This is a genomic window from Ruegeria haliotis, assembly GCF_013377785.1.
Taxonomy (GTDB): Bacteria; Pseudomonadota; Alphaproteobacteria; order Rhodobacterales; family Rhodobacteraceae; genus Ruegeria; species Ruegeria haliotis.
In genome coordinates, this window is the sequence record NZ_JABXWT010000013.1 from 1 (window position 1) to 12,991 (window position 12,991).

Genomic DNA, 12,991 nt, shown 5'->3' on the forward strand with positions numbered 1-12,991 from the left:
AACGAACTGACTGCGATTGGCCGCGAAGAATGGCCCGCCGTGACCCAGATCGTGTTCCGCAACTACCAGTGGGGCGCGGAAAAGCGCAACTCGACCCTGTGGTATGACGACAACTTCGTGGGCACCGAGCTGGACACCAAGGTCTCGTATGCCGGCATCGCGACGGCGTGTGGTCTGAAGGGCGTGGTTGCCCGCACCCAGGACGAGCTGACGGCGGCGCTGAACCAGGCGATCGTGGACCAGAAGAACGGCATCACCACGCTGATCGAGGCGCTGATCAACCAGGAACTCGGCGAGCCGTTCCGCCGCGACGCCATGAAAAAACCCGTCGCTGTCGCAGGCGTCTCAGCCAACGACATGGCGCACATGAAACAGGCGTAAGGGCTTGAAGCCTCTTCGCACAATTCTCGGGGCTGCAACCAGCTCCGACAAGATCATCGCCCTCGCCGAGGGCGATGATCCTCGTGTAGTCGAAGGTGCGCTCAAAGCGCGCGCCGAAGGCGTGGCCCGGATTATCCTTGTCGGAAACCGGGACAAGGTCATCACACTGCTCGCCGAGCAGGGCAGATCGGATGTCGATGGGATCGACATTCACGACCCAAACGATTCCCCCCACACCGAAGCTTTTGCCGCGTCGCTGTATGAACTGCGCAAACACAAGGGCATGACCCCTGAACAGGCGCAGCAACAGATCCGCAAACGACTGAACTATGCTGCCATGCTGGTGCATGAGGGCTTTGCGGATGGCACCGTTGGAGGGGCAGTCGAAACCACCTCGGATACAGTACGGGCCGCGTTGCAGATCATCGGCAAGGCACCGGGTGCCGCGATGGTGTCCAGCTTCTTCCTGATGCTCTATTGCCGCGATCATCATACAGTCCGGGGCGCACATATCTTTGCCGATTGCGGTCTTGTCGTGGACCCCAACGAAAACGAACTGGCGGAAATTGCACGCGCATCGGCCCACTCCTACAAAGCACTGACGCATGAAACACCACGCGTAGCGATGCTGTCTTTTTCGACCAGCGGCAGCGCAAGTCACCCCAAGGCGTCAAAAGTCGTCGAGGCGACTCAGATTGCAAAATCACTCGACCCCGATCTGCTGATCGATGGCGAGCTGCAATTCGATGCAGCCTTCGTTCCGGAAGTGGCGGCCAAGAAAGCCAAGGATTCGCCATTGCAGGGCGAAGCCAATGTTTTTGTCTTTCCGAATCTCGACGCAGGTAATCTTGGTTACAAGATCGCCCAGCGTATTGGAGGTGCCGAAGCCATCGGGCCGGTCCTGCAAGGTTTGGCAAAACCGGCTAACGATCTGTCTCGCGGGTGTTCATCCGAAGATGTTCTGCACATGATCGCAGTAACTGCAGTGCAGGCGCAGCACACAGAAATGCAAGAAAAGGCCGTTTGAAGCCAAGTAGCAAAAAAGGTTCCGATCTGACTGAAATACTGGAAGGATCGGGCCAGCAGCCAAAGGGACGTACATGAATCAGCCAGTTATCGACACATCGCCTAAGGTTTCGGACGAGATCCGAAAGACCACCTGTTACATGTGCGCCTGTCGATGCGGCATCAATGTACACATGAAAGACGGCAAGGTTGCTTATATCGAAGGCAACCGCGATCACCCCGTGAACAAAGGCGTTCTGTGCGCCAAGGGCTCGGCCGGAATCATGCAGGTCAATGCACCGTCGCGCCTGCGGGCGCCGCTAAAGCGCGTTGGGCCGCGTGGTTCGGGTGAGTTCGAAGAGATCAGCTGGGGCGAAGCGTTGGACATGGCGGTTGGTTGGCTGAACCCGATCCGCGAAGACAATCCCGAGAAACTGGCCTTCTTTACCGGACGCGACCAAAGTCAGAGCTTCACCAGCTTCTGGGCTCAGAACTTTGGCACCTGCAACTACGCGGCTCATGGCGGCTTCTGCTCCGTCAATATGGCCGCAGGCGGCATCTATACCATGGGCGGCGCGTTCTGGGAGTTTGGACAGCCGGATTGGGATCACACCAAACTATTCATGCTGTTCGGCGTTGCCGAAGATCACGACAGCAACCCGATCAAAATGGGCCTCGGCAAGATCAAGGCGCGTGGTGCGCGCGTGATCGGCGTCAACCCGATCCGTTCGGGTTACAATGCTATTGCCGATGACTGGGTTGGTATTACGCCGGGCACCGACGGTCTGTTTATCATGGCGATGATCCATGTCCTGATGAAAGCGGGCAAGATCGATCTGGATTATCTCAGCCGTTATACCAACGCGCCTGTGTTGATTAACGCGACCGAAGGTCCCGAAAAGGGTCTGTTCCTGAAGGATGAGGATGGCAAACCGCTTGTCATCGACCGGGCCACTGGCGAACTGACTGCCTTTGACGAACCGGGCGTGCGCCCTGATCTGTCGGCGACCTATGAGAAAGACGGCGTCACCCATCGTCCGGTCTTCCATCAAATGGCCGAACGCTATCTGAGTGATGAATACGCGCCCGAAGCTGTGGCCGAAGCCTGCGGTGTCCCCGCCACTAAAATCCGCGCTATTGCCGGTGAATTGGCCCGCGTTGCCTTTGATGAGGCATTTGAACTGGATCACGAGTGGACCGATTTCCGTGGCGAAAAACATGCCAAAATGATCGGTCGCCCGGTTGCGATGCATTCCATGCGAGGGGTATCCGCCCACGCCAACGGGTTCCAGACCTGCCGTGCCTTGCATGTATTGCAAATCATTCTGGGTACGGTCGAAGTTCCTGGTGGCTTTCGCTTCAAACCACCTTATCCAAAACCGGTTGAGGCGCACCCGACGCCGCATTGCAAGGTGACGCCAAACTCACCTCTGGACGGCCCCCATTTGGGGTTCGTTCGTGGGCCAGAACACCTTGCATTGAAGGAAGACGGCAGTCCGGCACGCATCGACAAGGCCTTCACATGGGAAAACCCGATGTCCAGCCACGGGCTGATGCATATGGTGATCTCGAATGCGCATGCGGGCGATCCCTATAAGATCGACACGCTGTTCATGTACATGGCGAACATGTCCTGGAACTCATCCATGAACACCAAGGGTGTCATGGAGATGCTGACAGACAAGGACGAAAACGGCGACTATGTGATCCCGCACATCATCTATTCCGACGCCTATTCGTCCGAGATGGTAGCCTATGCCGATCTGATCTTGCCTGACACGACTTATCTGGAGCGGCACGACTGTATCTCGCTTCTGGATCGCCCGATTTGCGAGGCAGGAGCCGCGGCAGATGCCATTCGCTGGCCGGTGGTTGAACCCGACCGCGATGTGCGCGGGTTCCAATCGGTGCTGATCGATTTGGCCAACCGTATGGGCCTGCCCGGCTTTACCAAGGAAGACGGCAGCGCCAAATGGACGGATTATGCGGATTACATCGTAAATCACGAGCGCAAACCGGGCATCGGCCCGCTGGCTGGCTTTCGTGGCGAGGATGGCGACAAGGAAGGTCGCGGCGAGGTCAACCCGGATCAGCTGAACCGCTATATCGAAAACGGCGGGTTCTATGTGGCCCATATCCCCGAAGGCGCCGACTACTACAAACCCTGGAACAATGCCTATCAGGACTGGGCCGTTGGCATGGGTATCTATGACAGCCCGCAACCGTATCTGTTCCAGCTCTATTCCGAGCCGATGCGCAAATTCCAACTGGCTGCCGAAGGGCACGGAGACCGACAACCACCCGATCATCTGCGCCAACAGATCAAGGATACGATGGACCCGCTGCCAATCTGGTACGAGACTGACCAAACCGGCAACGAAGGCTTCACCGTCAACGCCCTGACCCAACGCCCTATGGCAATGTATCACAGCTGGGGCACGCAGAATGCGTGGTTGCGTCAGCTACATGGCCGCAACCCGCTATATGTGCCGACCAAGTTGATGCGCGAGCATGGGTTGCAGGACGGTGACTGGGCCAAAGTCAGCTCACCACATGGACAGATCACGGTGCCGGTCATGGAAATGGCCGCGCTGAACGACAACACAGTCTGGACCTGGAACGCGATCGGCAAGCGCAAAGGTGCGTGGGCATTGCAAGAGGACGCACCAGAGGCGACCGAAGGGTTCCTCCTGAACCACTTGATTCACGAGCTGTTACCGCCCAAAGGGGACGGTCTGCGGTGGGCCAACTCAGACCCTATAACGGGTCAGGCTGCTTGGTTTGATCTGAAAGTCAGGATCGAAAAAGCCGAGGCCCCGCAAGACGCCGAAAGCCAACCAGAGTTTGATCCGATCAAGTCACCGGTGGGAACCGGCCCCAAAGATCTGGCGTGGAAGGTAGGCAAATGACCCAACTCCCTCAATCCACCGACCGCAAAATGGGTCTGGTTATCGACCTCGACACATGCGTGGGCTGCCATGCCTGTGTGATCTCGTGCAAAGGTTGGAACACTGAAAACTACGGCGCGCCCCTGTCCGATCAGGACGCCTATGGCGCTGACCCTTCAGGGACATTCCTGAACCGGGTGCATTCGTACGAGGTGCAACCCGCCGAAAGCCACGCCCAATTGATCCACTTCCCCAAATCCTGCCTGCATTGCGAAGACGCACCTTGCGTCACTGTCTGCCCGACCGGCGCCAGTTATAAACGGGTCGAAGACGGCATTGTATTGGTCAACGAAAGTGACTGCATCGGCTGTGGCCTGTGCGCGTGGTCCTGCCCCTATGGCGCGCGCGAGTTGGATCAGGCCGAAGGTGTAATGAAGAAATGCACCCTCTGCGTCGATAGGATTTACAACGAAAACCTACCCGAGGTAGATCGCGTGCCGTCTTGCGTGCGCACCTGTCCTGCCGGGGCACGGCATTTTGGGGACCTTGGCGATCCCAACAGCGACGTCAGCAAGCTGGTGGCGGAACGTGACGGTATGGACCTGATGCCCGAGATGGGCACCAAACCCGTCAATAAATACCTGCCGCCACGGCCCAAAGATACGGTTGAAGACCAGATCGACATTCTGGCTCCGCTGCTGGCCCCTGTGGCCGAAGAGCCCAAAGGCTTCATAAGCTGGCTCGACAAAGCCCTCGACAAACTGCCCGGAGGGAGTGCCTGATGCATCCAGCGCCTTCAGTTATCGTCTTCACCACCTTGTCCGGACTTGGCTTTGGTTTGCTGTTCTTCCTTGGCCTCGGGGTGCCCGACGTCTCGGGTTGGGTCGCTTTCACTTTCTTTGCGATCGCCTATGCGCTGGCCGTTGGCGGATTGCTGGCGTCAACCTTTCACCTGGGCCACCCCGAGCGTGCGTTGAAAGCCTTCAGTCAGTGGAAATCCAGTTGGCTTAGCCGCGAAGGCTGGTGCGCGGTCATCGCTCTGAGCGTCATGGGTCTTTATGCGATTGGCGTGATCTTCCTGGGCCAAAGCTCGGGCGCACTGGGCCTGATCGGGGCGCTGTTTTCGCTGGCGACCGTGTTTACCACGTCAATGATTTACACACAGCTCAAGACTATTCCACGCTGGAATATGAAACTGACCCCGGTCATGTTTCTCAGCATGAGTCTGGCCGGTGGGGCCTTGCTGGCCGGACAAACGCCGATCGCGCTGCCTTTGTTGGTGATCGCGGCGTTTGTGCAGATGCTGTATTGGCGGTTCGGAGACAAAGCCTTTGCTGCATCTGGAACCAATATGGGCACTGCCACCGGCTTGGGTGATCGTGGAACGGTCCGTGCGTTCGAACCACCCCATACCGGGACGAACTACCTGCTGCGGGAATTCGTGCATGTGGTGGGTCGCAAACATGCCGAAAGGCTGCGGGTGATTTCGTTCATACTCGCTTTCTTTCTGCCATTCCTGTTGCTGCTGGTACCGTTCAGCCACCTGTTCGCACTATTGGCCGTGCTGTCACACTTGGTCGGGGTCGCACTGTCGCGCTGGCTATTCTTTGCACAGGCCGAACATGTTGTCGGGCTGTACTACGGCAAGCGCTGAAGCTGCCAGACGGGTTTTAGACCATCAAATAAAAAAGGGCGGTGCTCGAGATTCGAGGCCGCCCTTTTCTTGATTTGGGTCTGCTTCAGGTCAGGCCAGCGTGGACCATGGCTGCATCGATGGCTGCCTTGGTGCTGTCTTCCAATACAGTCAACGGCGAGCGAACCTCCTCACTGCATCGATCCAGCTTGCTGAGCGCGTATTTTGCACCCACCAGCCCGGGTTCGATAAAGATCGATTCGTGCAAGGGCATAAGGCGGTCCTGATAACCCAGCGCCGCGGCATAATCGCCTGCCAATGTGGCCTGCTGGAATTGGGCGCACAATTTCGGCGCAACATTTGCGGTAACCGAGATACAGCCGACACCGCCATGGGCGTTAAAACCCAGCGCTGTGGCATCCTCGCCGGATAGTTGGCAGAATTCGGTGCCACAGCTGGCGCGTTGCTGGCTGACTCGCGCCAGATCCCCGGTGGCGTCCTTGACGCCTGCGACGCGTGGCAACTTAGCCAGTTGCCCCATCGTTGACGGCGACATGTCGACGACCGAACGACCGGGGATATTGTAGATGATGATCGGAATATCCGCGCAATCATGCAGGGTGCTGAAATGTTCGATCATACCACGCTGAGTCGGCTTGTTGTAATAGGGGGTCACAACCAGCGCAGCATCTGCGCCAACTTTTTTGGCGAATTGAACAAAGCGGGCGGCTTCAACCGTGTTGTTCGAGCCCGCTCCGGCAATCACCGGAACGCGCCCTGCAGCGGCTTTGACAACCACTTCGACGACCGTTTCATGCTCATCGTGACTGAGCGTTGGACTTTCGCCAGTGGTCCCGACAGGCACCAACCCGGTCGAGCCTTCCTGAATCTGCCATTCTACCAAGTGTTTGAGCGTATCCAGGTCCAACTCGCCGTTGCGGAACGGGGTGACGAGAGCTGGCATCGAGCCTTTGAACATGGAACGCTCCTTTGGGTGCAGTTTGCAGTATTCGCGCCCCGGTCCATCACGATTTTAACTTTGTGAGTTGATCCCGGCGGTGCAAGGTTTATCCTGCATGGCTGTATCCTTGGTTGGTTAGGAAATGCAAGGGATGACACGCGTTCTCGCCCTGTTGGTGGCAGTGATTCTATGTTCGGCGCTACAGTTGTCCCCCGTTCGGGCGGATGCGGCAGGTGATTTGCGCGCCGGGTTGTCCGAAATGCGAAAAGGTGACTGGAACGGGGCGTTGCGGGCCTCGGGGCCGCGCGGGTCCGTATCACGGGACATCATTGTGTGGCATTGGCTACGCGAGGGGTTCGGCAGTTCGGGGGACGTGTTGGTGTTTCTGGACCGACGTCCGGACTGGCCCGGATTGGCTTGGCTGCGCCGAAAAAGTGAGCCTTCCTTCACGGGCGCTGACCCCGACCGTGTTCTTAAATTCTATGCCGATACACCCCCGCAGACTGCCGAAGGCGCGTTGAATTATGCTGTAGCTCTGATGGCGAAAGGCCGCCAGGGCGAAGCTCAGGCCGATATCGTTACGGCGTGGCGGACAATGCCGATGGGGTCCGGTCTGCAAAAAGACTACCTGGAGAATTTCGGCAAACTTCTCAAACCGCATCACGCTGCACGGCTGGATCGGATGTTATGGGATGGTCATCTGGTCAGTGCCGGTCAGATGTTGCCTCTGGTCAGCGCTGATGAACGCAAACTGGCCGAGGCGCGGATCGCCCTGCAAAAGCGCGCGCCGGGTGTGGACAGCAAGGTTGCTGCGGTTCCCAAATCCCTGACCGGATCGCCAGGTCTGGCGTTTGACCGTTTTGTCTGGCGCGACAAGAAAGAGCTGGATGACAGCGCCATCGAGTTGATGCTGGCCCGCTCTAGCGGTCCAAAATCGCTGGGCGAGCCGGACAAATGGGCAGAAGGGCGGCGCAGACTGGCGCGACTTGAGATGCGGACGGGCGACGCATCGCGCGCTTATGAGATTGCAGCAAACCACCACATGACGCCCGAGATGGGGTATGGATACGCCGATCTGGAATGGTTTGCCGGATTTCTGGCCTTGCGCAGGCTGAATGATCCCGCCACAGCCGTTCGACATTTCCAGAATTTTTCCACCGCCGTCAAATCACCCATTTCAAAGGGTCGTGGCGGGTACTGGTTGGGTCGGGCTTATGCCGCGTCAGGTGATGCTGAGAAAGCCTATGAGGCTTATGCCATGGGCGCTGACCAGCAGACGTCCTTCTACGGATTGCTGGCTGCGGAACAGATCGGGCGTCCGTTCGACAGCGATTTGGCCAAACCGCGCCGTGCGCCCCATTGGCGTCAGGCAGAGTTTGCCAATTCCAGCGTGCTGGAGGCCGGGCTGCTGGCGTTGAAAGCCGGTGAGGACAATTTGGGCGAGCGGTTTTTGACCCATCTGGTCGAAAGCCTCGACCCCGTTCAGGCGACACAGCTGGGCGATCTGGTGATCGAACTGAAAGAACCACATCTGGCCGTGATGATCGCAAAACGCGCAGCAACCACAGGAACCGTGCTGCCTGCGGCCTATTACCCGGTCCACCCGGTGGCGGACATGGGCCTGCCGATGGCGAAAGAGATGACCCTGGCCATTGCCCGCCGCGAAAGTGAATTTGATCCAGTCGTGGTCAGCGGCGCGGGGGCGCGTGGATTGATGCAGGTGATGCCCGCAACGGCCAAGCTGGTGGCGCAAGAGTTGGGGATTCTCGGTGGTCACAAGACGGGCCGCTTGACTTCGGATTGGCAATACAACGCAAAACTTGGGGCCAACTACCTGTCCGGGCTGGCCGCCGATTTCAATGGCAATGTCGTGATGATGGCCGCTGGGTACAACGCAGGCCCAAGGCGCCCGATCTCTTGGATGGAACGCTACGGAGATCCGCGCGCGGGCGAAGTGGACGTGATCGACTGGATCGAGACCATCCCGTTCAACGAGACCCGCAACTACGTGATGCGTGTGTCCGAAAGCCTGCCGGTCTATCGCGCCCGGTTGGGCCAGCCCGCCTTGCCGGTTCCGTTCTCGCAGGAACTGATCGGATCAACTCTGGCGGCGTTCGCGCCATAGGGTGAACAGACCTGCCGCGACGACCAATGCTGCGCCCATGACGACTTCAGGGCGCAGCGTTTCACCAAAGATCGAAATGCCCAGAATCGCACTCCAAACCAGATGGAAATAGGCAAAAGGTTGCACGGCGCTGGCTTCGGCCATTTCATAGCACTTGATTAACAACCAATGACCTGACACGCCACTTACGCAGAGCAGAGCCATCCAATTCCAGTCGCTGCGGGCCATCGGTTCCCAGAACCACATACCCACCAATGTCATCGCCACCGCGCCAGCAATGCCCGTCCAGAAAAAGCTGGTTGCAGCACTATCATGACGCGCCACATAGCGGGTCAACAGCCCATAGACTGCGAACATCAGCGCCGAAATCAACGGAACGATGGCCCACGGGTTAAAGACCCCCGCCCCCGGTTGCAGGATGATCAGGACACCGAGGCATCCCACACCAATTGCACACCATCGCCGCCAGCCGACTTTCTCGCCCAGAACCGGGCCGCTCAGGGCCGCGATCAGCAACGGATAGCAGATAAAGACCGCCATGCTGTCAATCAGACCAAGGATCGTGAACCCAAAAACAGCAACGCAGATCTCTGCCGCGAGCAGCACGCCTCGAAATACCTGCAATCCAAGCTGATCGGTTCGTGTTGCGGCCTTCAGCCCACCGGGTGCGCGTGCTGCCAAAGCGATCACAAAGGCCGCAAAGAACCAGTAGCGGATCATTACAACCATATAAGTGTTGTAGGTCCCTGCCAGATGACGCGAGATTCCGTCCTGCAGGGCAAAAACGACGGTGGCCGCAATCATCAGGCCGATACCGGCGCGAACATCATTTTGCTGCGTCATGTTTTAACGGCCTGTGTCATGTGGCGCTTGCGACCATAGCCGGGAGTTCGGGTTACCGTGAACCCGGCCTCCTCCAAGCCTCGCCGCACGAAACCGGCCGCAGTATAGGTCGCGGCTGTGCCTTGCGGATCGGTGTGATTGGCGACCTCTTGCATCAAATCCGCGCCCCATAATTCGGGATTCTTGGCAGGCGAAAAACCATCAAGGAACCACGCATCTGTTGCCCCAACCCAACCGGGCAGAGTATCGCGCGCATCGCCTTTGACAACCTCAAGTTGCAAGGTGTCGAGTTGACATGTGCCATCAGCCCAATGCGTCAAAAACCGGTTACTCCATGGCTTCAGCTCCGGGAAGGCCATCAGGGCGCGTTCCATATCTGCAAGAGCCATCGGGAAAGCTTCGAAACTGGTAAAGGACAAAGGTCCGGTCTGCCCGGACTTTTCCCATTCAGACCAGACGGTCAACATGTTCAGACCGGTGCCAAATCCCAGCTCGGCAATGCGGAATCCGGGTGCAAACCGCGCAGGCAGATCGTTGCCAGCCAGAAACACATGCCGGGTCTCCTCCAACCCGTTCTGCAACGAATAATATGGGTCATCAAAGCGGTCCGAGACGGGAATCTGATCATCGGTCCACGTCAACTTGGCGCGCTGGTCTGCCATCTGGAATTCCTGTAGCTAAGCGGCGCGACACTGAACAACGAAAAGGGAATTGGCAATGGTCGATGTGACGGTGCGCGGTGCGGGAATTTTCGGCCTGTCCATCGCGTGGACCTGCGCCCGACGTGGCGCAAAGGTGCAGATTGTCGACCCTTTTGGCCCCGGAGCGGGGTCCAGCGGTGGTCTTGTTGGCGCTTTGGCGCCGCATGTACCCGAGAACTGGAATGCCAAGAAGGCGTTCCAGTTCGACAGCCTGATCATGGCCGAGCCGTTCTGGACCCAGATCGAAGCGACAGGTGGCGTCTCAGCGGGATATGGGCGTCTGGGTCGCATCCAGCCGATCGCCGACCAGCGCAGTCTGGATCTGGCCCGTCAGCGCCAGATCACGGCGCAGGAGTTGTGGCAAGGCCGCGCAGAATGGCGTGTGACTGAGGCGTCCGCAGCAGGCGCATGGTGCCCGCCGAGTCCGACAGGTTATGTGATCCTTGATACGCTGACAGCACGCATGCACCCCCGGCGGGCGTGCACGGCATTGGTCGCTGCCCTGTCAGTAATGGGGGTTGAGGTGGTGCCAGAGGCATCCGATGCGGGCCATGTTGTTCACGCCACGGGCCTTGCGGGATTGCAGGATTTGAGCCAAGCCTTTGGCAAGACGGTTGGGAACGGAGTCAAGGGACAGGCCGCGCTGTTGCGGTTCGACGCCGGCGCCGTGCCGCAACTGTTTGCCGACGCGATCCACATCGTCCCCCATGCCGACGGAACGCTGGCTATCGGCTCAACCTCTGAGCGGGACTACGATGACCCTACCAGTACCGACAGCGCCCTGGACGATGTGATTGAACGAGCCACGCGCGCGGTTCCGGTCTTGCACGGCGCCGAGGTGATCGAACGTTGGGCTGGCGTCCGCCCCCGCAGCAAAAGTCGCGCGCCGATGCTGGGTGCTCATCCGCTGCATCAAGGGCAGTTCATCGCCAACGGCGGGTTCAAGATCGGCTTTGGCATGGCCCCAAAAGTGGCCGAGGTGATGGCCGATCTGATGCTGGAGAACCTCGACACGATCCCAGACGATTTCCGGCCCGAGGCCTCACTCTGACGCCGGAACTGCGACGGCTTGCATGCATTGCCGCCCGTCCGGGCCGCGGACCCACAGATCCTGCCCGTTTCTGCACAAAACAGCCGTCTCGAAGTGTATCAACGGAGAAGTCGCGCGGAATGAAAATGACGCTACCTGACCCATGACATCTTCGGCAAACAACATCAGCAACTGCGCCAGCAGCGGGCCATGGACAACCAGCCCGGCATAACCTTCGACATCACGCGCATAGTCCAGATCATAGTGAATACGGTGGCCGTTGAACGTCAGCGCCGAGTACCGGAACAGTAAGGTCGAATCGAACGCGACCTCGTGGCTGTCTGTTTCATCGATCCTCGCCGTGGGAGGCGGTAGTTTAACCGCATCAGCCGAAGGATCCTCGCGATAGACCAGATCCTGCCATTCGGTCAGACACAGTTTGCCCTTTTGCCGGATCTCATGCCGCAGAGTAACAAAGCCAAGCGGCCCCGAACGTCCGACCTTAGTCCCTGAGCTTTCCAGCACGGATCGGCGTTCAGCCTCGCCCCTGGCCAGCAGAGGCGATTGAAACTGCAATCGGCCGCCAGCCCACATTCGGCGCGGCAAGCCCAAATTGGGAATTAAACCATCGCCAACCTTTGGGTGGCCGTCGCGCCCCAATTCAGACGTTGCGTGTGGCTTCCAGAAATAGAGCTGGTGAAAAAACGGCGGTAGCGGTGAACCGCTGGATATTGTCGCCATCTGACCCAGCGCCACCTGCAAAGCGGTTGCACGGGCCGGGTCCATCATGTCGTGATGAGTTTCTTCAGTCATTTCGCAATAACAACTCAGAAACCGGCCTCGACCCGAAGCTTCTGCATCAGCGCATGCAACGTTTTCTCATAATGCTCACTCGTCAGTTTGCCCTGCTCATTGAATTCATTCGAACTGCTGGCCAGATGGAGTTCCGGTCCCTGCAGGATGCGCGGCTGGAACGGAACCATGTAAGCGCGTAAGATCATTTGCGCGCGTTCACCACCAGCGCGGCCTGCGGCCGCCGACATTACCGCAACCGGTTTGTCCATCCATGGTTTGCCCCGTGTTCGACTGACCCAGTCCAACGCGTTTTTTAAAACACCCGAAGGGCCCTTGTTGTATTCCGGGGTCGAGATAATCACCGCATCCGCCTGCGCAATCTGATCAGACAGGGTTTGCACAGCTGAAGGAATACCCTCTCCGTCCTCCAGATCGCCGTCATAAAGCGGCAGGTTCAGATCCGCCTCGACAAAGCTGACGGGGTTGAACAGGCGCGCTGCCTCACGCAGCAATTTGCGGTTGGTCGCATTCTGACGCAAGGACCCGGACAGGCCAAGAAGGATCGGATTGGACATCAAGGAAACTCCGTTTCATCGTTTCCCAATAGTTAGACCGAGATCCCTCTGATC

General features: G+C 58.4%; 12 protein-coding genes. 7 read left to right on the forward strand and 5 right to left on the reverse strand.

The window, feature by feature from the left end; translation table 11 throughout:
* The 5 genes from HW561_RS17435 to HW561_RS17455 form a co-directional block, all read left to right on the forward strand.
* A partial coding sequence (locus HW561_RS17435) for a thiamine pyrophosphate-dependent enzyme (RefSeq protein WP_235962966.1) occupies positions 1-381 on the forward strand: 381 nt, incomplete at its 5' end.
* A 4-nt stretch (positions 382-385) separates the two neighbouring features.
* Positions 386-1,408 carry a phosphate acetyltransferase gene (pta, locus tag HW561_RS17440; RefSeq protein WP_176866650.1) on the forward strand — a complete coding sequence of 341 codons (1,023 nt, stop codon included), beginning with the start codon at positions 386-388 and terminating at the stop codon, positions 1,406-1,408.
* A gap of 73 nt (positions 1,409-1,481) precedes the next feature.
* Positions 1,482-4,295, forward strand: coding sequence for a molybdopterin oxidoreductase family protein (locus HW561_RS17445; protein WP_176866651.1), 2,814 nt, complete (start codon positions 1,482-1,484; stop codon positions 4,293-4,295).
* Positions 4,292-5,056, forward strand: a complete 765-nt coding sequence (locus HW561_RS17450) for a 4Fe-4S dicluster domain-containing protein (RefSeq protein WP_176866652.1) — start codon at positions 4,292-4,294, stop codon at positions 5,054-5,056. Before HW561_RS17445 ends, HW561_RS17450 begins: the two co-directional genes overlap by 4 nt.
* On the forward strand, positions 5,056-5,928 hold the full coding sequence (locus tag HW561_RS17455) for a dimethyl sulfoxide reductase anchor subunit family protein (RefSeq protein ID WP_176866653.1): 873 nt from the start codon (positions 5,056-5,058) through the stop codon (positions 5,926-5,928). The genes HW561_RS17450 and HW561_RS17455 overlap by 1 nt, the downstream gene beginning before the upstream one ends.
* Positions 5,929-6,013: 85 nt before the next feature.
* Here HW561_RS17455 and dapA read toward each other — a convergent pair whose 3' ends face one another.
* Entirely contained in the window at positions 6,014-6,886 is an 873-nt protein-coding gene (dapA, locus tag HW561_RS17460; protein WP_176866654.1) for a 4-hydroxy-tetrahydrodipicolinate synthase, read from the reverse strand.
* A gap of 133 nt (positions 6,887-7,019) precedes the next feature.
* On the opposite strand from dapA, the gene HW561_RS17465 reads away from it, so the two are divergent.
* The gene (locus HW561_RS17465) at positions 7,020-8,993 is read left to right on the forward strand and encodes a lytic transglycosylase domain-containing protein (RefSeq protein WP_176866655.1); all 1,974 of its coding nucleotides are present in this window, start codon (positions 7,020-7,022) and stop codon (positions 8,991-8,993) included.
* Here the strand turns inward: HW561_RS17465 and HW561_RS17470 are convergent.
* Both HW561_RS17470 and mnmD read right to left on the reverse strand, forming a co-directional pair.
* Positions 8,967-9,836 carry a DMT family transporter gene (locus HW561_RS17470; RefSeq protein WP_176866656.1) on the reverse strand — a complete coding sequence of 290 codons (870 nt, stop codon included), beginning with the start codon at positions 9,834-9,836 and terminating at the stop codon, positions 8,967-8,969. The two genes, HW561_RS17465 and HW561_RS17470, sit on opposite strands and share 27 nt — an antisense overlap.
* Positions 9,833-10,498 (reverse strand): tRNA (5-methylaminomethyl-2-thiouridine)(34)-methyltransferase MnmD, encoded by a 666-nt coding sequence (gene mnmD / locus HW561_RS17475; protein ID WP_176866657.1) that lies wholly within the window; start codon positions 10,496-10,498, stop codon positions 9,833-9,835. Before mnmD ends, HW561_RS17470 begins: the two co-directional genes overlap by 4 nt.
* A gap of 55 nt (positions 10,499-10,553) precedes the next feature.
* Here mnmD and HW561_RS17480 point away from each other — a divergent pair, with 55 nt between their 5' ends.
* Positions 10,554-11,588, forward strand: a complete 1,035-nt coding sequence (locus tag HW561_RS17480; protein ID WP_176866658.1) for an NAD(P)/FAD-dependent oxidoreductase — start codon at positions 10,554-10,556, stop codon at positions 11,586-11,588.
* Here HW561_RS17480 and HW561_RS17485 read toward each other — a convergent pair.
* Together HW561_RS17485 and HW561_RS17490 are read right to left on the reverse strand one after the other, a co-directional pair.
* Positions 11,580-12,380, reverse strand: a complete 801-nt coding sequence (locus HW561_RS17485) for an acyl dehydratase (protein ID WP_176866659.1) — start codon at positions 12,378-12,380, stop codon at positions 11,580-11,582. The genes HW561_RS17480 and HW561_RS17485 overlap by 9 nt on opposite strands.
* A 14-nt stretch (positions 12,381-12,394) precedes the next feature.
* Positions 12,395-12,937 carry an NADPH-dependent FMN reductase gene (locus HW561_RS17490; RefSeq protein ID WP_176866660.1) on the reverse strand — a complete coding sequence of 181 codons (543 nt, stop codon included), beginning with the start codon at positions 12,935-12,937 and terminating at the stop codon, positions 12,395-12,397.
* Positions 12,938-12,991: the final 54 nt, after the last annotated feature.

Bases quoted from the DNA above. Each gene is read 5' to 3' on its own strand.
- HW561_RS17445 (WP_176866651.1), top strand. From the start codon at position 1,482: ATGAATCAGCCAGTTATCGACACATCGCCTAAGGTTTCGGACGAGATC.
- HW561_RS17470 (WP_176866656.1), bottom strand. From the start codon at position 9,836: ATGACGCAGCAAAATGATGTTCGCGCCGGTATCGGCCTGATGATTGCG.
- HW561_RS17480 (WP_176866658.1), top strand. From the start codon at position 10,554: ATGGTCGATGTGACGGTGCGCGGTGCGGGAATTTTCGGCCTGTCCATC.
- HW561_RS17455 (WP_176866653.1), top strand. From the start codon at position 5,056: ATGCATCCAGCGCCTTCAGTTATCGTCTTCACCACCTTGTCCGGACTT.
- HW561_RS17450 (WP_176866652.1), top strand. From the start codon at position 4,292: ATGACCCAACTCCCTCAATCCACCGACCGCAAAATGGGTCTGGTTATC.
- HW561_RS17490 (WP_176866660.1), bottom strand. From the start codon at position 12,937: ATGTCCAATCCGATCCTTCTTGGCCTGTCCGGGTCCTTGCGTCAGAAT.
- dapA (WP_176866654.1), bottom strand. From the start codon at position 6,886: ATGTTCAAAGGCTCGATGCCAGCTCTCGTCACCCCGTTCCGCAACGGC.
- HW561_RS17465 (WP_176866655.1), top strand. From the start codon at position 7,020: ATGACACGCGTTCTCGCCCTGTTGGTGGCAGTGATTCTATGTTCGGCG.
- HW561_RS17485 (WP_176866659.1), bottom strand. From the start codon at position 12,380: ATGACTGAAGAAACTCATCACGACATGATGGACCCGGCCCGTGCAACC.
- mnmD (WP_176866657.1), bottom strand. From the start codon at position 10,498: ATGGCAGACCAGCGCGCCAAGTTGACGTGGACCGATGATCAGATTCCC.